Origin of the sequence: Azorhizobium caulinodans ORS 571 (genome assembly GCF_000010525.1) — a bacterium.
Taxonomy (GTDB): domain Bacteria; phylum Pseudomonadota; class Alphaproteobacteria; order Rhizobiales; family Xanthobacteraceae; genus Azorhizobium; species Azorhizobium caulinodans.
Map to the genome: position 1 here is coordinate 3169881 of NC_009937.1, position 17863 is coordinate 3187743.

Consider the following 17863-nt stretch of genomic DNA (forward strand, 5'->3'; position numbering starts at 1 on the left):
GGCGTGCGGGTGCATGCGCACCGGCGGCCCGCTCGCCCTTCACCGCTCTTGATCGCCTGCCGTCTGGACCCTCGCCCAGGTGCCGGCTACCATCTGGCACAAGGGCACCATGTTTACTGAGGGAAATCAAGCACCCGAGAATGCCGGTCCTGACGCCGGATTGCAGATGCCAGTCGTTTGCATCTTTTTCAGACAGCCAAACGGCCCCAAGCTGTCACATCTGCACAAAACCGTGCGCGACACTGACACATATTTCCTCACGGAAAACACATCTGTACAAGCGGCGTGACGGGCTCGGGATGCCGCCTCGGCACCGCGTCCGCTTGTGGGAGAATGCGCGTGCTCGATGCCAGCAATGCGGACCGTCTCGGGCCCAACCTGCGGCAGCTCCGGCAGGAACGGGGGATGACCCTCGACCGTCTTGCGGCGGAGAGTGCGCTGACGCGCGGCTACCTTTCGCTGGTGGAGCGCGGGCTCAAGACGCCGTCCATCACCGCCCTGCTGCGGGTGGCAACAGCGCTCGGGGTGAATATCGCCCAGCTGTTCGACCTCAACGCCGCTCCCACGGCCCGCTACACCTTGACCCGGCACGGTGATGCCCGCGCGCTCGAGGACGGCACCTTTGGCCTGATGCCGCTCGCGGCCCGACGGGCCCGCAAGATGATGGACCCCTTCCTGCTGACGCCCGCCTTCAAGCCGGGCGGGCGCATCGATCCGCGCTGGGCGCACGGCGGCGAGGAATTCCTGTTCGTGGTTTCCGGCCGGGTTTCCATCCGGCTCGGCTCGGAGGACATGGAACTGGGACCGGGCGATTCGCTCTATTTCGAGGGCGAGATCAAGCACGAGGTCCGCAGCCTCGGACGGGAGAAGGCCCAGGTGCTGGTGGTCATCGCCCTGCCAGCCTCTCCGCCGGCGGCAGCGGAGCCCACCAGCTGAGCCGGCAGGTAACCCCTCATTGATTCAAGGCAGCGCTGTGGGTTCGACGGCGCGCGGATGTCGGCTAGCGCAGGCGCTCCAGCAGGCTCACGAGTTGCGCCCGTTCGGTCGCATCGAGGGGGGCCAGCGTCTCTTCGGTGATGTCGAGCGCAAGCGGAATGGACTTTTCCGTCAGCGCCGTACCTTCGGCGGTCAGCGCCACCACGAGACGGCGCCCGTCTTCCGGGTCCGGTCGCGTTTCCACCAGCTTGCGCTTCACCAGCCGATCCACCACGCCCTTGATGGTGGCCGCATCCATGGCGGTCATGCGGCCCAGCAGGTTCTGCGAGCACGGCCCCTTCTCATGGAGCTTCGCAAGCGCCGCCCACTGGGTGGAGGTGAGGTCCTCCCCCATCTTGGCGCCGAAGATGACCGTGTGCCGCTGCACCACCTGCCGAAGCAGGAAGCCGACCTGCGCATCAAGGACATAAGCGGGATCTGCCGGCGCTTTGGCGCGGCGACGGCGAACAGCCGTCTCGGTTGTCTTGCTCACCCCTCGCCCTCTCCCCGCAACCTGTTCGCATCGCATTTAATCGCAATACGATATCAACATGCTCCATCAAAATTAGCGACTGATGTCACCAGTCGCGCATGTCGAAGATGGACCTCAGACGGCGAGATAGGCGTCGCGGATCTCCGGATTGGCCTCCAGCTCCGCCATGGTGCCGGAAAAGCGCATCCGCCCCTTCTCGATGATGTAGGCGCGGTCCGAAATCAGCTTGGCGAAGTGCAGGTTCTGCTCGGAGATGACGATGGAGAGCCCTTCCCGCTTCATGGTCAGGATGGCATCGGCCATCTGTTCCACGATCTTGGGCGCGAGGCCTTCGGAGGGCTCGTCCAGCAGCACGAGAGAGGGATTGCCCATCAGCGTGCGGCCGATGGTCAGCATCTGCTGCTCGCCGCCGCTCATCTGGCCGCCGGGGCGTTTGCGCATCTCGCCGAGATTCGGGAAAATCTCGTAGATGCGCTCCGGCGTCCAGGTGGCGACGCCGGGCCGCGCCGGCTGCCGGCCGACGGTGAAATTCTCCTCCACCGTCAGTTCGGTGAAAATGCGCCGGTCCTCCGGCACATAGCCGAGCCCCCGCCGTACGATCTCGTAAGTGGGCAGGCGGGAGACGTCCTCGCCATCGAAGCGGATCTGTCCGCTACGCTGGGACACGAGGCCCACCACGGAGCGGAAGGTCGTGCTCTTCCCCGCGCCATTGCGGCCGAGCAGCGCAACCACCTCGCCCGCCCCCACCTCGAAGCCGACGTCGAACAGGATGTGGGCCGGCCCGTAATGGCTGTTGAGCCCGGAGACTTCGAGCTTCATGCCGCGCTCCCCTTCTGCTGTTCGGCGTCCTTGTGCGGTTCCGCGTCCTTATGTTTGGCGTCGTAGAGCAGGCCCTCGCCCAGATAGATGGCCCGCACGTGCGGATCGCGGCGCACCTCTTCCGGCGTGCCGGTGGCAATCAGCTCGCCGCGATTGAGCACCATCACGCTATCGGAATGCTCGAACACGACGTCCATGTCATGCTCGGTGAAGAGCACGCCGATGGCCTTCTCCCGCGCGATGGTGGCAGTGAGGCGCATGAGGTCCACGCGCTCCTTCGGCGCCATGCCGGCGGTGGGCTCGTCCATGAGGAGGAGCTTCGGCTCATTGGCGAGCGCGATGGCAAGCTCCAGCCGCTTCAGGTCGCCATAGGCGAGTTCGCCGCACGGGCGGGCGGCCTGTGCCTCCATGCCCACCAGCGCCAGCAGGCGGTCGGCCTCGGCGCGATAGGCCGCGCCCGCATAGCGGAAGGCGGCCCAGAGCTTGTGGTGAAAGGAGAGCAGCGCCACCTGCACATTCTCCCGCACCGTCATGGAGGGGAAGGTGGCGGTGATCTGGAAGGTGCGCCCCACCCCGCGCCGCCACACGGTGCGGGGCGGCAGTCCGGTGATGTCCTCGCCGTTCAGCCGGATCGCGCCGGCATTGGGCTTGATCTGGCCATTCAGCATGTTGAAGCAGGTGCTCTTGCCGGCGCCGTTCGGGCCGATCAGCGCGAGGATGCGTCCCGCCTTAAGGCTGAAGGAGACGCCGCGCACCGCATGAACACCGCCATAGGACTTGGCGAGCCCTTCCACTTGCAGCAGCGTGGTCATTCCGCAGCCTCCACCTTGGCGACATAACCGGCCGGCTTCGGCCCCGCCCCGTCCGGCGTCGGCGGACGCCGGCGGTGGCGCAGGTCTTCGAGGAAGCCGACGATGCCTTTCGGAAAGGCCACCACCAGCAGCACGATGACGCCGCCGAGCACGAGCTTGGAGAGCTCCGTCTTGCTCATGAGCCAGATGGCCAGCGCCTTGTAGACGATGGCACCCACCACGGCGCCCGAGACGGTCTCGATGCCGCCGAGCAGCACCATCACGAGCCCGTCCACCGAGGTCGGGATGGCGAGGTTCTCGGGGAAGACGCTGCCCTTGAGGAAGCCGAACAGGGCGCCGGCCACGCCCGCGAAGGTGCCGGCAACAACGAAGGCGGCCCACTGGACGTTCTTGCGGTCGATGCCGATGGCTTCCGAGCGCAGGGCGCTGTCCCGCGCTGCCCGAAGGCCGAAGCCGAAGGGCGAGAAGACGAGCATCCGCAGCACCGCAACACCGATGGCCACCACACCGAGCGTCAGCCAGAAGAAGCCCTGCGGGCTCGACGCCCAGCTCGCCGGCCAGATGCCCAGCATGCCGTTATCGCCGCCCGTCACCTCCACCCACTGGAAGGCGATGGACCAGGTGATCTGCGCGAAGGCGAGCGTCAGCATGGCGAAATAGACGCCCGACAGGCGCACCGCGAACCAGCCGAACAGCACCGCCCCCGCCAAGCCCATGAAGGGGCCGACCAAGAGCGCCACCACCATGGAAGCGCCGGCGAGCTTCACCATGAAGGCGGCGCCATAGGCGCCAAGGCCGAAATAGGCCGCATGGCCGAAGGAGGAGAGCCCGCCCACGGTCATGAGGAAGTGCAGGCTCGCCGCGAACAGGACGAAGACGAGGATTTCCGAGCCGACCGTCAGCATGTAGTTGCCGAGGAACAGCGGCAGGCTCGCCGCCACCAGCACTGCCGCCGCCACCGCGAGGCGCTCGGCCTGCGTGAACGGACGCCACGGCCGGATGGAGAGGCCGGCGGCCACGCGCTGCGGCCCTTCCGCCTTGCCGAACAGGCCGTAGGGGCGGATCACCAGCACCACTGCCATCACGATGAAGACGAGCACCAGCGAGATCTTCGGGAAGATGAGAATGCCGAAGGCGTTCAGCTCGGACACGAGAATGGCCGCCACGAAGGCGCCGGTGACGCTGCCAAGGCCGCCGATGACCACCACCACGAACACGTCCACGATGACGCGCAGGTCCATGGCATGGCTCACCGCGTCGCGCGGGATCTGGAGCGCGCCGCCGAGGCCGGCGAGGAAAACGCCGAGGGCGAAGACGCTGGTGAACAGCCACTTCTGGTTCACGCCCAGCGCCGCCACCATGTCGCGGTCCTGCGTCGCCGCGCGCACCAGCACACCCCAGCGGGTGCGGTGGAAGATCAGCCACAGCACGCCGAGCACGGCCGGGCCGAGGCCGATGAGCAGCAGGTCATAGGCGGGCACCATCTGGCCCATGATGTCCACGGCGCCGCGGAAGCCGGGGGCGCGGCGGCCCATCAGGTCTTCCGGGCCCCAGATGAGGATGACGATGTCCTGCACCATCAGCGTCACGCCGAAGGTGGCGAGCAGCTGGAAGAGTTCGGGCGCGCGGTAGATCCGGCGCAGCAGCACGATCTCCAGCGCCGCGCCCAGCACGGCGACGATGAGGGCGGCGAGCACGATGCCGCCCCAGAAGCCGAGCGTGCCCGAGAGCGCCTCGGTGAGGGTGAAGGCGATGTAGGCGCCGAGCATGTAGAAGGCGCCATGGGCGAAGTTCACGATGCGCGTGACGCCGAAGATGATCGACAGGCCGGAGGCGACCAGGAACAGCGAGGCTGCGCTGGCGAGACCGGTGAGGGCCTGGACGACGATGAAATCCACGGCTCGACCTTTCGTTGGAACGGCGTGTGGGGCTCTGGAAACGGGGGCGCGCACCGCGCGGGTCGCCGGCCCGCCCATAGGGCGGCACGGCCGGGCCTGAAGCGCCGCCCGCGACAGGGGCGGCGGGAACGGCGGCGCCGGGCGGGCGCCGCCGCCAGCGTCAGTTCTGCGGACGCAGCTTCTTCACTTCATCGTCGCTCGGCAGATAGGCGGCGCCGTCGCGATAGACGGTGTCCACCATCACGCCCTTGCCGTCCTTCACCGAGGTCTTGCCGACGAAGGCGCCGAGCGTGGACTGGTGGTCGATGGCGCGGAAGGTGATCGGGCCGAGCGGGGTCGCGACCGAGATGCCCTCGGCGGCGGCGATCATCTTGTCCGTGTCCGTGGACCCGGCCTTGTTGATGATGGCGGCGGCGGCCTTCATGGTCGCATAGCCGACGATGGAGCCGAGGCGCGGATAGTCGTTGAACTTCGCCTGATAGGCCTTCAGGAAGGCATCGTGCTCAGGGGTCTTGAGCGAGTACCAGGGGTAGCCGGTCACGATCCAGCCTTCCGGGGTCTCGTCCTTCAGCGGATCGAGATATTCCGGCTCGCCGGTGAGCAGGCTCACCACCGGGCGATCCTTGAACAGGCCACGGGTGTTGCCCTCGCGCACGAGCTTCACGAGATCGGGGCCGAAGGTCACGTTGAAGATGGCGTCGGGCTTGGCGGCGGCCACCGCCTGCACCACCGCGCCGGCGTCGATCTTGCCCTGCGGCGGCCACTGCTCGCTCACCCACTCGATATCCGGGCGCTTGGCGGAGAGGAGCTGCTTGAACACGGTGACGGCGGACTGGCCGTACTCATAGTTCGGCGCAATGGTCGCCCACTTCTTGGCGGGAAGCTTGGCCGCTTCCTCGGCCAGCATGGCGGCCTGCATGTAGTTCGAGGGCCGCAGGCGGAAGGTGTACTTGTTGCCCTGCGCCCAGGTCATGGCGTCGGTCAGCGGTTCGGCCGCCAGGAACAGCACCTTCTTCTGCTTGGCGTAATCCGCCACCGCGAGGCCGATGTTGGAGAAGAAGGTGCCGGTGAGCATGGCCACCCCTTCGCTCGACACCAGCTCGTTCGCGGCCGTTACCGCGTCGGCGGGCTTGCCGCCGTCGTCCTTGGAGACGACCACGAACTTCTTGCCCAGCACGCCGCCTGAAGCATTGATCTCTTCCACGGCCAGCTGCCAGCCCTTGCGATAGGGCTCGGTGAAGGCCGGCAGGCCGGAATAGGAATTGATCTCGCCAACCTTGACCTCACCCTGCTGCGCCCGCGCGACCCCCGTCGCCAGCAGCGTGGCCGCCAAGGCGGCTCCCAAAACCTTTTTCATACGGTCATCCCCTCTGGTTATTCGACGTACCGTCTGCAAATGGTGTGCGCCGAAGCCGGCGCGAGCTTAACGCAAGCCGTCCTCGCCTTTGATCTCTTCCACCTTCAATCCACCGACGCGCGGCAGCGGCCGGCCGGAATCCGTGACCGCCACCGCGACCACGATCTCATTGGCGCGCGGGGCATCATTGATGCTCACCTGCATCCCGTCGAAGTGGCTGCGCACGAACGCAGCGTCCTTATGTCCCAGCGGAATGTCCAGCTCGGCGCCGAGGCCACCCCGGCGCTTGGACGAAGGAATTAGCGCCGCGCCCTTGCCGAGTACCTTGCGCACCGGCGTGCCCATCTTGGGGTGCAGCAAAGCGGCGGCGTGCTCCAGCTCGCCATTCTCGCCCACCAGTGCCGCCTTGCCATAGCTCTGCGCCGCCGATCCCTCGATGCCGAGGGCCGCGACCGCGCGCTCGGTCAGGAGGCCGCCCAGTTCCTCGCCGATGGCGATGAGGTCGGACAGATCCTCCACATAGCGCCCGGCGAAGGGGTTCTCGATCACCGCCACAGCCGCCGCGCGGCGGGTGGCCGGGGAGACGGGCTTGCCCATCTCCGTATGGGTCTCTTCGACGAAGGTGACAATCTTGCGAATGTTGGCGCTCATCGCAGGCCGTCCTCGCCCTTGATCTTGTCGGCCGCGAGACCGCCGACGCGGGCATGGACGCGCGGACCGGTGGTCATCACCAGAGCGAGCACGATCTCGTCCGCCTTCGGGCCATCCGGCACGCCGACTTCCATGGCGTCGAAATGGCTGCGCACATAGGAGGCGTTCACATGGGTCACCGGCACGTCGAGCCGGGTGCCGGGGCCGCCCACCTTCTTGGTGGAAGGCACGATGGCCTTGGCGTCGCCGAGGATCTCTCGCATGGCATAGCCGCCGGGCACATGCCACAGCGCGCCGTGCTCCAGCTCGCCCGCAGCGCCCACGATGGCGCCCTTGCCATAGCCGTCGATGGCGCTCTTGTCGCCGCCGAGCGCGGCCAGAAGATCGCCCGCCATGGCAACGCCGAGCGGCGTCAGATCGTCCATGAAACCGGCGATGTCTTCCACATAGCGGCCGGCGAAGGGGTTCTCGATCACGGTCAGGATGGCACCGCGCTTGCGCGGCTGGGCCGCGACCGGGCCGCCCTCGTGGAGGATCTCCTCAAGGATGATGAGACGCTTACGGATCTTCACCTCAGGCATGTGCGCGCCCTTGTTCTGGTTGTGGCGTTACGGAAAGAGGAACGGCGGTCGGGGCCGCGGAACCGGAGAGATGGGCGAGCGCGGCGCCGGTGCCGACCGTATCGCCCTGCAAATGCAGCGCCGCCCCACAGATGAGGCCGCGCCGCACCAGATCCTGCGCACAGGCGAGGCCCGCGCCGAGCGCCTCACGCCGCTCGGCGGCGGAAAGGCTCGGCACGTCGCGGGTCACAAGGCGGGGGCCGAGGTCGCTGTCCGGCTGGAGTTCGCAGGCGGGCACGCGCAGCACACCGCGATGGCCGGGCAGGTCCACCGCATTGGCGACGATGCTTGCCGCCGCGTCCGCCAGCGCGGCGGTAGGGGCGAGAATGGTGACGGCATCGGCAATGCCGAGCGAGAAGCTGCGCCCGCGCCAGCCGCTGGTGGCAACGCCACGCACCGGGCTCTCGGTGGTGAGGACCGCCGTGCCGGTGAGGCTCGGGCGATCCGGCCGATCCACGAGACCAACCGTAAAACGCGCGCCCTCCGGCAGATAGAGGGCGATGTCGCCGCCATTGTTTACATAGGCGCGGGTGAGGCCTGGCCGCACGAGGGCGGAGAGCACCTCTTCCGCCACCGCGCCCGCCACCGCCGCCATGGGCGTGATGAAATGCGCGCCCGCAAACGGCGCCACCGCCTCCCACATGCGCCGGGCCACCGGCCCCGTCACCGGGCACAGATCAGGCGAAGCGGGTGCGCGCAGGGCGGTGAGTTCGCCGCACAACGCATCCAGCAGACCTGTGAAGCGCTCCACCGCCGCCGCATAGGCCGCGCGCACAGCCGGCTCCGACCCCTCGGCCTCGATCACGAGGTCGATGGGGCCGTCCTGCAGATGCAGGCGGTGACCATCGGCCAGCAGCGCCACCTGGGGCGCCCGCCGGATCGGGTTAGAGGAGGGAGCAGCGCGCATCAGCGTCAGCCGTGCGAACGCTTGGCGGTGTGCGGCGCGAGCGGCCAGGGATTCTCAAGGAACGGCGCCACAGGGCGCACCCCCTCGCCGCGCGGAATGCCGTCCACCGGGCGCACATGGTCCATGTGGCCGCCCAGAGCCTCGTAATCCGACAGGCGCAGCGTGAATTCGATGGGCGCGACCAATGCCGGGGTCGGCACATAGCCGAAGGCGTTCTCCGGCAGGCGCGTCACATCCACCATGAAGGTGATGCCGCCGCCGGGATAGACATAGACCGGCGCGCCACCGCTGGTGACGTAGGTGAGCGCGTCCTTCACCGATTTGGTGAGGCGCACCGGGTTCTCCGTCACGCCCGAGCGCAGCGAGCCGCCGGCGCCAGCCATGAACAGCACCGTGCAGAGCGCCGGCTCGCAATTCTCCTTCACCCGCTCGGTGGAGGCGACGAGATCAGCCGGCATCTCCTTCGCAACGGGCGCCAGCGTCTCGTCCAGCTCGTAATAGGCCGAGTGCTCGCCAGTGGTGGAGATGAAGAACAGGCGCAGGCCGGGCTTCGCCACCTTGGCATCGAAGGGGCCGATGATGGACAGCGGATCGGAAATGTTGGTGCCACCCCAGCCGGTGCCGGGCTCGGCCACCTGGAAATAGCGGCCGGGCGTCGAGCGCCGGCCCTTCATCTTGATGCCGGTCTCGGGAATATCCAGCAGCTTGCCGGCCTGATGCTCGGAGAGGACGCCGGTGATGTGGTCGTCCACCACCACCACCTCGTCCGCCTTGCCAAGCCACTGCTTGGCGAACATGCCGATGGTGGCCGAGCCGCAGCCCACCCGCATCCGCTCTTCCGGAATGCCGTTGACGATGGGCGCCTTGCCCGCCTGCACGATGACGGTCGCGCCGTCATCAATGGTGAGTTCCACGGCCTTGCCGTTGCAAAGGTCCAGCAGCGCCTCGCAGGTGACGCGGCCTTCCTTCTTGCCGCCGCCGGTGAGGTGATGCACGCCGCCGAGCGACAGCATCTGCGAGCCGTATTCGCTGGTGGTCACATGGCCCACCGGCTCGCCAGCGGCACGCACGGTCGCCTGCTCCGGGCCGAGATAGCGGTCTGTGTCGATCTTCACCTTCACGCCGCAATAGCTGAAGATGCCCTCCGTCACGACCGTCACCATGTCCACGCCCTCGACCTGCGAGGAGACGATGAAGGGCGCGGGCTTGTAGTCGGGATAGGTGGTGCCCGCGCCGATTGCGGTCACGAAGGTTTCGGGCGCGTTGATGAGCTTGCCGTCCCAGTCGCCGCTGCGATTGAAGGGCACCACATTGCCGCCCTGCTCCAGCGTGCGGTCGAGCAGCACGTGGGGATCGACCCGGACCAGTTCGCCCGCATGGTTGGCGTAGCGGTCGCAGGCGCCCGTCATGCCCGGCTTGATGTAGCACATCACGGGGCAGGCATCGCACCGGATCTTCTCATCGGCGGGACGGGCCGCTGCGGTCGCGTCGGACATGTCGCTCAAGGCTCCAGGGCACGGGAGAACCGATCGGCAGCAGCGGCGAACCGCGCGCTCCAGTTCATATGTGTACTAATGAAATAGACGCCCTCATCCGTGTCAAGCACAAGGAAAAGGCACGCTGCCTGAAAGGGCAGCGTGCCTGACATTTTTCGCGCTATGAAGGGCTTGCGGCCCCTGGCGCGCGGGTTTCACCAGAGCTCGCCGGCCTTGAACGCCGCGGTGTGCGAACCGAGTTCGGGCGACGGCTGGCCCGAAACCATCGGCTCGCCGTCGATGGTGATCGGCGTGCGCACACCCGGGACGGTGCCACCGGCGGCATCGGGCGCCTCCATGTCGATGCGCAGACCCCGCGCGATCACCTGCGGATCGGCGAAGACCTCGTCCAGCGTATTGATCGGGCCGGCCGGCACGCCTTCCGCCTCCAGCTTCGCCAGCAGGTCCGCCTTCTGGAAGGTGGCCATGCGTTCGCTGAGAATCGCGCCCAGCGCCGCCCGATTACGGACCCGGTCCCGATTCGTGGCATAGTCGGGGTCGGTGCCGGTCTCCGGGATGCCGAGCACGGTGCAGAAACGCCGGAACTGCCCGTCATTGCCCACCGCGATGATCACATAGCCATCCGCCACCGGGAAGACCTGATAGGGCACGATGTTGGGATGGGCATTGCCGAGCCGGGCCGGCGCCTTGCCGCTGACCAGATAGTTCATGGCCTGGTTGGCGAGCACGCCCACCTGGCAATCCAGCAGCGCCATGTCCACCACCGCGCCCTGCCCCGTCGCATCCCGCCGCCGCAGCGCCGAAAGGATGCCCACGGTGGCGTACAGGCCGGTGTAGATGTCGGCGAAGGCGACGCCCACCTTCATGGGCTCGCCCGCCGGCTCGCCGGTGAGCGACATGATCCCGCCCATGCCCTGCACCAGATAGTCGTAGCCCGCCCGCTCCGCGTAGGGCCCGGTCTGGCCGAAGCCGGTGATGGAGCAATAGATGAGGCGCGGGTTCACCGCCTTCAGGCTCTCGGCGTCGAGCCCGTATTTCTTCAGGCCGCCGACCTTGAAGTTCTCCACCAGCACGTCCGCCTTGGCGGCGAGGCGGCGCACCTCCTCCTGCCCCTCGGGGGTGCGGAAGTCGATGACCACGGACTTCTTGCCGCGATTGGCCGCATGGAAATAGGCGGCGGAAAGATCGCCCCCATCGGCCGCGGGCACGAAGGGCGGGCCCCAGGTGCGGGTGTCGTCGCCGTCCGGGCTTTCCACCTTCACCACGTCCGCGCCGAGATCGGCGAGCACCTGCCCCACCCAGGGGCCGGCGAGGATGCGGGCGAGTTCGAGGACCTTCAGCCCCTCCAGAGGACCGCTCATGGGCGCCCTCCCAGGTGACTGGACGCGACGACGGAGCACGGACAAAACGACATGGAACGCCTTCTTCCACAATGACCTCGCGCCAGAATGGAACCGGCGGCGGCAGGGTGTCGAGGGGGAATGCGAAGCGCAAGCGGCGCTTGACGTCATTCATTAGTACAGAAACAATCTAGGCAAACAATCGCGCAAGCCAGCCAGAGGGGCGGACATGATCGCGAACCCACAGCGCGCGGCGGGCCTTGCGGCCTGCGGCGCCCGTTGTCGTTTGTCCGGCCCGGAGCGGGCGCGACATGGCGGATGAGGTTGCCTTCACCGTGAACGGCGTGCCGCACGGCTTCGCGCTGCCGCGTGAGACCCCGCTCATTTATGTGCTGCGCAACGATCTCGGCCTCAACGGCCCCAAGTTCGGCTGCGGCCTTGGCGAATGCGGCGCCTGCACGGTGCTGGTGGACGGGGTGGCGGCGCGTTCCTGCGTCACCAAGCTCGCCAGCGTGGAGGGCCGCGCGGTGACGACGCTGGAGGGCCTTGGCACGCTGGCCGCCCCGCATCCGGTACAGGCCGCCTTCATCGCCGAACAGGGCGCCCAGTGCGGCTATTGTCTCAACGGCATGATAATGACGACAGTCGCCTTTCTGAAGCGCAACCCCAGCCCCACCGAGGCCGAGGCCCGCGAAGCGCTACGCTACAATCTCTGCCGCTGCGGGACGCACGTGGAAATCCTGCGCTCCGTGCTGCGCGCCGCAAGCGACATGGCCGCCGCGCCAGAGACGAGCGTGGCGCCATGACCGAGCCGGCGCCTTCCCCCGACGCTCTGCTCGCCCGCGCCGGCACGCTCGCCATCCTGCGCCCGGCGCAGCATGTGAAGGGCCTCGTGCCCACCGCCCCGCCGCCGGAAGGCGCGCTGGACCTCTTCCTGTTCCTCGATGACGAAGGCCGGACGCTGGCCTTCAATGGCCATGTGGACCTCGGCACCGGCATCCGCACCGCGCTGGCCCAGATCGTGGCCGAGGAACTGGACCTGCCGATCGACCGCGTAACCATGGTGCTCGGCCACACCGGCGGCACGCCCAACCAGGGCGCCACCATCGCCAGCGATAGCATCCAGATTTCCGCCCAGCCCCTGCGCCGGGCAGCGGCGCAGGCCCGCCATCATCTGGTGGCGCTCGCCGCCGAGGCCCTCGGCCTGCCGGAAGCCGACCTTACGGTGACGGACGGCGTGGTTCATCCGAAAGCCGGCGGCAATGCGGGCGTCTCCTATGCCGCCTTGATCGCCGGCCGCCGCGACCGGCTGATGCTGGCGGAGAGCGTGGCGCTGAAACCCGTCTCCGACTATCGCATCGTCGGCCAGCGCATGCCCCGCGTGGACATTCCCGCCAAGGCCACCGGCACCTTCACCTATGTGCATGACGTGCGCGTGCCCGGCATGCTGCACGGGCGCGTGGTGCGCCCGCCCTATGCGGGCATTGATGCGGGCGACTTCATCGGCAAGAGCCTCATTGCCGTCGATGAAAGCTCGGTGGCCGATATTCCCGGCATGGTGGCGGTGGTCACCATGGGCGATTTCGTGGGCGTGGTGGCCGAGCGCGAGGAGCAGGCCGCCGAGGCCGCCCGCCGCCTGAAGGTGCGCTGGAAGGAGCCGCCGCCCCTTCCGGCGGACCTCACGGACATTCCCAACGCCCTGCGCACCAACCCCAGCAAGCCACGCCTGCTGCACGAGCGGGGCGATGTGGAGGCGGCCCACAGCGCCGCCGCCCAGCAGATGGACCGCACCTATGTGTGGCCCTACCAGATGCACGCCTCCATCGGCCCCTCCTGCGCCGTGACCGATGTGCGACCGGAGGGGACAACCGTCTGGTCCGGCACGCAGAATCCCTATCCCCTGCGCGCCGACATCGCTCTGCTGCTGGGCCTGCCGGAAGAGACCATCGAGATCGTCCGCTTCGAGGCCGCCGGCTGCTATGGCCGCAACTGCGCGGACGACGTGGCGGCGGACGCCGCGTTGCTCTCACGCGCCGTGGGCCGCCCGGTGCGGGTGCAGCTCACCCGCGAGCAGGAGCACGCCTGGGAGCCCAAGGGCGCGGCGCAGCTCATGGAAATTCGGGGCGGCATCACTGCCGACGGTTCGCCGGCCGCTTATGATTTCTCCACCCGCTATCCCTCCAACGCCGCCGTCACGCTGGCGCTGCTGCTGACGGGCCGGGTGCCGGCGGACAATCCCGTCTTCGAGATGGGCGACCGCACGGCCATCCCGCCCTATGCCTATGACAACATGCGCGTGGTGGCCCACGACATGGCGCCCATCGTGCGGGCGGCGTGGCTGCGGGGCGTCTCGGCCCTCCCCAATTCCTTCGCTCACGAGAGCTATATCGACGAACTCGCCGCCGCCGCCGGCGTCGACCCCGTCGAGTATCGCCTGCGCTATCTGCACGATCCGCGCGCCGTGGACCTCGTGAAGGAGGTGGCGGCGAAAGCCGGCTGGGAGCATCGCACCGGGGCGCGCCAGCAGGTGGTGGAGGGCGACATCGTGCGCGGGCAGGGCTTTGCCTATGCGCTCTATGTCCACTCCAAATTCCCTGGCTATGGCGCCGCGTGGTCCGCCTGGGTGGCGGATGTGGAGGTGAACAAGGCGACGGGCGACGTGAACGTGACCCGTGTGGTGGTGGGGCAGGACAGCGGCCTGATGATCAATCCCGCCGGGATCGAGCACCAGATCCACGGCAATGTCATCCAGTCCACCAGCCGGGCGCTGAAGGAAGAGGTGAGCTTCTCCAAGACCGAGGTGGCGAGCCGGGAATGGGGCGCCTATCCCATTCTCACCTTCCCGGAAGTGCCGGTCATCAAGGTGGTGCTGATGCCCCGGCCGGAGGAGCCGCCTCTGGGGTCCGGCGAGAGCGCCTCCGTGCCCAGCGCCGCCGCCATTGCCAATGCCATCTTCGATGCCACCGGCGTGCGCTTCCGCGAGCCGCCCTTCACGCCCGACCGGGTGCGCGCGGCGCTCACCGGCGAGGCCCCGCCGCCCGATCCGAAGCCAGAGAAGAAGAAGCGCTCGTGGTTCGCACTGGCGGGCGCGGCGCTGGCGGGGGCGCTCGGCATGGCGAGCGTGGCCCTGCCCATCCGGGGCGCCATCGCACCCATCACCCCACCCGATCCCACGAGCTTTTCCGCCGAGATGATCGCGCGTGGCAAACAGCTCGCGGCGCTGGGCGATTGTGCCGTGTGCCACACCCTTCCCGGCGGCGTGACGAACGCGGGCGGACGGGCCATGGAGACGCCCTTCGGCACGGTCTATGCCACCAATCTGACGCCCGATCCGGAGACCGGGATCGGCCGCTGGTCCTACGCCGCCTTCGAGCGGGCCATGCGCGAGGGCATCTCGCGGGACGGGCGGCATCTTTACCCTGCGTTTCCCTATACGGCCTTCACCAAGACCTCCGACACCGACCTTCAGGCGCTCTATGCCTATCTGATGTCGCAGCCCGCCGTCTCCGCCCCGACGCCGGAGGCGAAGATGGCCTTCCCCTTCAACATCCGCCCGCTCATGGCCGGCTGGAACGCGCTGTTCCTGAAGCCCGGCCAGATGGAGGCGGACCCGGCCCGCTCGCCGCAGTGGAATCGCGGCGCCTATCTGGTGGACGGGCTCGGCCATTGCGGCGCCTGCCACACGCCGCGCAACGTGCTGGGTGCCGAGAAGACCGGCGCCGCATACCTTGCCGGCGGCATGGTGGACGGCTGGGAAGCCCCCGCCCTCACCGCGCTCTCCTCCGCGCCCATCCCGTGGACGGAAGAGGCGCTGTATTCCTATCTGCGCACCGGGTTCTCGCCCCACCACGGCACGGCCGCCGGCCCCATGGCGCCGGTGGTGCAGGAACTCTCCCATCTGCCGGATGCGGACATCCGCGCCATGGCGACCTATCTCGCGTCCTTCTCAGGCCCCGCCCCCGCCGATCCCGCTGCCAGGGCGGCCGAGTTGCAGGCAAAGGCGAGCGCCTCCCTGCGGCCGCTGGATACGCTGGGCGGCAAGCTCTATGAGGGCGCCTGCGCTGCCTGCCATTCGGAGAGCGGGCCGACCCTGTTCGGCGTGCGCCCGGAGCTGGCGCTGAACACCAATGTCCATGCGGCGCGGCCGGACAATCTCATCCGCGTCATTCTGGACGGCATCCCCTCCCCCGCCGCCCGCGACCTCGGCGACATGCCCGCCTTTCGCGAAAGCCTCGACGACGGGCAGGTGGCCGCACTGGTCCGCTACATCCGCGCCAAGTTCGCCCCCGATGCCAAGCCGTGGGAGGGCGTAGACGCGGAAGTGACGCGGCTACGGAGCGCGCCGACGACGCATTGAGACAGGAGACACTCCCGCAGATCAGAACACTCTATGCAAATTAGATATCTCTAACATGGATAATTGGGGGATTATTTTCGATGTTTTCGCCGATCAACCGCTCCAATTCTTCGATCATGCGTGCCAGACACAAATCCACGACGGGCGAAAATCCCCATGAAACCATAGATATATCAAAATTTTGCCGTTCAGCAATCAGCGCAACGGGATATCGCCCGGCCCATTCGATAACCTTGGTCAGCATTTCCAAAGCTCTTCCCTCAAGATTTTGGCATTCGAACCTCGCCGTTTGAGCCAATTTCACGAGATCATGATTTGTCACTACCCTCTTCAGCTTTCCGGCATCCACAAATTCCGGATTACGTGCGTAGATTATACCCTTAAGGGCGTTTTCCATCGCGAAACCGGAAAGCATATACGCAGCGGTATAATCCGGCGGCTCGCAGTCAATTTCTACGTCAATACCATCCGAGCCGGCACCGCTCACGGCTGGCGCTTGGATCGTGGCGCGAAACAGCGCTCGCCCAAACGCTATGTCATGACCCCTCTGATGCTCCACAATAATATTAGCTGATCGTCTTAGATTCAGGGCGCTTATCAGCCAAGCTTCCGGCTGCTGCCTAAGCTGAAATGCTTCCGAAAATCTTGTGCTCATAGCCCTGCAATCCCCCACACAAATTGCGCCCGATATCATTACTCCATCCAGGGCTTTGTCCATCTGAACCGATACGATCCCGGCAATGTTCAGGCAAGGTTGGATTAAGGCCGCGACTTGTCCTGCCCGCCCACCGCGCAGCCCTGCCCAAAATGTCCGCATCGCCAGAGCACGCAGGCGATTGACAGCCGCAGGGCTTGGCTTATTTTCATTTGTATACGAACAAACTGTCCACCACTCGCTGGTGGACGCCAGAGCCGGACGCTTTCCATGGCCTATGTCGTCACCGATGGCTGCATCCGCTGCAAATATATGGACTGCGTGTCCGTGTGCCCGGTGGACTGCTTCTACGCCGGCGAGAACATGCTGGTGATCCACCCGGACGAGTGCATCGACTGCGGCGTGTGCGAGCCGGAATGCCCGGCGGAGGCCATCGTGCCGGACACCGATCCGCGCGCGGGCGAATGGCTGGCGCTGAACGCCGAATACGCCGCCACATGGCCCAACATCACCGAGAAGGGCGAGCCGCCCGCCGATGCGGACGACTGGAAGGGCAAGGCGGGCAAGCTCGCTTTGCTCGACCCCGCCCCCGCCGCCTGATCCCTCCCGAACCATCGAGCCCGACCCATGAGCAACCTGCTGGAAGAGCGCGTCCTCAGCGTCCACCACTGGACCGACCGCCTGTTCTCCTTCACCACCACGCGCGACAGCGGCTTCCGCTTCCGCAATGGCGAGTTCACCATGATCGGCCTCAGGGTGGACGGAAAGCCGCTGCTGCGCGCCTATTCGGTGGCGAGCCCAAATTATGAGGAGAATCTCGAATTCTTCTCCATCAAGGTGCAGGACGGCCCGCTGACCTCGCGCCTCCAGCATCTGAAGGTGGGCGACCCCATCATCGTCGGAAAGAAGGCCACCGGCACGCTGGTGCTGGACAATCTGAAGGCCGGCCAGAACCTCTATCTGCTCGGCACCGGCACCGGCCTTGCCCCATTTCTCTCCATCATCCGCGATCCGGAGACCTATGAGCGCTTCGAGAAGGTGGTGCTCGTCCACGGCTGCCGGCAGGTGTCCGAACTCGCCTATGGCGAACTCATCACGCAGGATCTGCCAGCCCACGAATTCCTCGGCGAGGAGATCACCAACAAGCTGATCTACTACCCGACCGTCACCCGCGAGCCCTTCCGCAATCGCGGCCGCATCACCGATCTCATCGAGAGCGGCAAGCTGTTCGAGGAAATCGGCCTGCCGGCCATCGACAAGGCCCGCGACCGGGTGATGCTCTGCGGCTCGCCGGAGATGATGGTGCAGTTGCGCGGCATGTTCGAGGCACGCGGCTTCGAGGAAGGCAACAGCGGCGAGGCCGGCGACTTCGTGCTGGAAAAGGCCTTCGCCGAGCGCTGAGATTTTTTGCCCCGACGCGGTTCTCAAGCGCCGCGTCGGGGCGTAGTTTTCATATGCCTACAAATAAATGGCCGGGATCGCC

16 protein-coding genes are annotated in these 17863 nt (G+C 67.1%); 5 read left to right on the top strand and 11 right to left on the bottom strand.

Annotated elements, in window-relative coordinates; all coding sequences use genetic code 11:
• Window positions 1-339: 339 nt before the first annotated feature.
• Window positions 340-936, top strand: coding sequence for a helix-turn-helix domain-containing protein (locus AZC_RS14420; RefSeq protein ID WP_052286090.1), 597 nt, complete (start codon window positions 340-342; stop codon window positions 934-936).
• Window positions 937-1000: 64 nt separating this feature from the next.
• On the opposite strand, the gene AZC_RS14425 is transcribed toward AZC_RS14420, so the two are convergent.
• From AZC_RS14425 to AZC_RS14470, 10 genes are all read right to left on the bottom strand, one after another.
• Window positions 1001-1468: a MarR family winged helix-turn-helix transcriptional regulator gene (locus AZC_RS14425; protein WP_244421720.1), complete on the bottom strand. Its 468-nt coding sequence runs from the start codon at window positions 1466-1468 to the stop codon at window positions 1001-1003.
• Window positions 1469-1582: 114 nt separating this feature from the next.
• A complete protein-coding gene (locus AZC_RS14430; RefSeq protein WP_012171315.1) occupies window positions 1583-2287 on the bottom strand; it encodes an ABC transporter ATP-binding protein in 705 nt (234 codons plus the stop codon).
• Window positions 2284-3099 (bottom strand): ABC transporter ATP-binding protein, encoded by an 816-nt coding sequence (locus AZC_RS14435; RefSeq protein WP_012171316.1) that lies wholly within the window; start codon window positions 3097-3099, stop codon window positions 2284-2286. The genes AZC_RS14430 and AZC_RS14435 overlap by 4 nt, the downstream gene beginning before the upstream one ends.
• Window positions 3096-4997, bottom strand: a complete 1902-nt coding sequence (locus AZC_RS14440; RefSeq protein ID WP_043879403.1) for an ABC transporter permease — start codon at window positions 4995-4997, stop codon at window positions 3096-3098. Before AZC_RS14440 ends, AZC_RS14435 begins: the two co-directional genes overlap by 4 nt.
• Before the next feature lie 160 nt (window positions 4998-5157).
• Window positions 5158-6354: an ABC transporter substrate-binding protein gene (locus tag AZC_RS14445; protein ID WP_043879404.1), complete on the bottom strand. Its 1197-nt coding sequence runs from the start codon at window positions 6352-6354 to the stop codon at window positions 5158-5160.
• A 66-nt stretch (window positions 6355-6420) separates the two neighbouring features.
• Complete coding sequence (locus AZC_RS14450) at window positions 6421-7005, bottom strand: amino acid synthesis family protein (protein WP_012171319.1); 585 nt, start codon at window positions 7003-7005, stop codon at window positions 6421-6423.
• A complete protein-coding gene (locus AZC_RS14455; RefSeq protein WP_043879405.1) occupies window positions 7002-7586 on the bottom strand; it encodes an amino acid synthesis family protein in 585 nt (194 codons plus the stop codon). The genes AZC_RS14450 and AZC_RS14455 overlap by 4 nt, the downstream gene beginning before the upstream one ends.
• The gene (locus tag AZC_RS14460) at window positions 7579-8505 is read right to left on the bottom strand and encodes a UPF0280 family protein (RefSeq protein WP_081434134.1); all 927 of its coding nucleotides are present in this window, start codon (window positions 8503-8505) and stop codon (window positions 7579-7581) included. The genes AZC_RS14455 and AZC_RS14460 overlap by 8 nt, the downstream gene beginning before the upstream one ends.
• A 32-nt stretch (window positions 8506-8537) precedes the next feature.
• The gene (locus tag AZC_RS14465) at window positions 8538-10028 is read right to left on the bottom strand and encodes a 6-hydroxynicotinate reductase (RefSeq protein ID WP_043879406.1); all 1491 of its coding nucleotides are present in this window, start codon (window positions 10026-10028) and stop codon (window positions 8538-8540) included.
• A 194-nt stretch (window positions 10029-10222) separates the two neighbouring features.
• The gene (locus tag AZC_RS14470; protein ID WP_012171323.1) at window positions 10223-11389 is read right to left on the bottom strand and encodes a CaiB/BaiF CoA transferase family protein; all 1167 of its coding nucleotides are present in this window, start codon (window positions 11387-11389) and stop codon (window positions 10223-10225) included.
• Window positions 11390-11679: 290 nt separating this feature from the next.
• On the opposite strand from AZC_RS14470, the gene AZC_RS14475 reads away from it, so the two are divergent.
• Complete coding sequence (locus tag AZC_RS14475; RefSeq protein WP_012171324.1) at window positions 11680-12174, top strand: (2Fe-2S)-binding protein; 495 nt, start codon at window positions 11680-11682, stop codon at window positions 12172-12174.
• Window positions 12171-15725, top strand: coding sequence for a molybdopterin cofactor-binding domain-containing protein (locus AZC_RS14480; protein ID WP_012171325.1), 3555 nt, complete (start codon window positions 12171-12173; stop codon window positions 15723-15725). Before AZC_RS14475 ends, AZC_RS14480 begins: the two co-directional genes overlap by 4 nt.
• Before the next feature lie 40 nt (window positions 15726-15765).
• Here AZC_RS14480 and AZC_RS25530 read toward each other — a convergent pair whose 3' ends face one another.
• Window positions 15766-16443, bottom strand: a complete 678-nt coding sequence (locus AZC_RS25530) for a hypothetical protein (RefSeq protein WP_148209853.1) — start codon at window positions 16441-16443, stop codon at window positions 15766-15768.
• Window positions 16444-16650: 207 nt separating this feature from the next.
• Between AZC_RS25530 and fdxA the strand changes: the two genes are divergently transcribed.
• Entirely contained in the window at window positions 16651-16980 is a 330-nt protein-coding gene (gene fdxA / locus AZC_RS14485; protein ID WP_012171326.1) for a ferredoxin FdxA, read from the top strand.
• A 27-nt stretch (window positions 16981-17007) separates the two neighbouring features.
• Window positions 17008-17781, top strand: a complete 774-nt coding sequence (locus tag AZC_RS14490; RefSeq protein ID WP_012171327.1) for a ferredoxin--NADP reductase — start codon at window positions 17008-17010, stop codon at window positions 17779-17781.
• The last annotated feature ends 82 nt before the right edge of the window (window positions 17782-17863 follow it).

Bases quoted from the DNA above. Each gene is read 5' to 3' on its own strand.
- AZC_RS14490 (WP_012171327.1), top strand. From the start codon at position 17,008: ATGAGCAACCTGCTGGAAGAGCGCGTCCTCAGCGTCCACCACTGGACC.
- AZC_RS14430 (WP_012171315.1), bottom strand. From the start codon at position 2,287: ATGAAGCTCGAAGTCTCCGGGCTCAACAGCCATTACGGGCCGGCCCAC.
- AZC_RS14470 (WP_012171323.1), bottom strand. From the start codon at position 11,389: ATGAGCGGTCCTCTGGAGGGGCTGAAGGTCCTCGAACTCGCCCGCATC.
- fdxA (WP_012171326.1), top strand. From the start codon at position 16,651: ATGGCCTATGTCGTCACCGATGGCTGCATCCGCTGCAAATATATGGAC.
- AZC_RS14465 (WP_043879406.1), bottom strand. From the start codon at position 10,028: ATGTCCGACGCGACCGCAGCGGCCCGTCCCGCCGATGAGAAGATCCGG.
- AZC_RS14450 (WP_012171319.1), bottom strand. From the start codon at position 7,005: ATGAGCGCCAACATTCGCAAGATTGTCACCTTCGTCGAAGAGACCCAT.
- AZC_RS14475 (WP_012171324.1), top strand. From the start codon at position 11,680: ATGGCGGATGAGGTTGCCTTCACCGTGAACGGCGTGCCGCACGGCTTC.
- AZC_RS14445 (WP_043879404.1), bottom strand. From the start codon at position 6,354: ATGAAAAAGGTTTTGGGAGCCGCCTTGGCGGCCACGCTGCTGGCGACG.
- AZC_RS25530 (WP_148209853.1), bottom strand. From the start codon at position 16,443: ATGGACAAAGCCCTGGATGGAGTAATGATATCGGGCGCAATTTGTGTG.
- AZC_RS14435 (WP_012171316.1), bottom strand. From the start codon at position 3,099: ATGACCACGCTGCTGCAAGTGGAAGGGCTCGCCAAGTCCTATGGCGGT.
- AZC_RS14455 (WP_043879405.1), bottom strand. From the start codon at position 7,586: ATGCCTGAGGTGAAGATCCGTAAGCGTCTCATCATCCTTGAGGAGATC.
- AZC_RS14480 (WP_012171325.1), top strand. From the start codon at position 12,171: ATGACCGAGCCGGCGCCTTCCCCCGACGCTCTGCTCGCCCGCGCCGGC.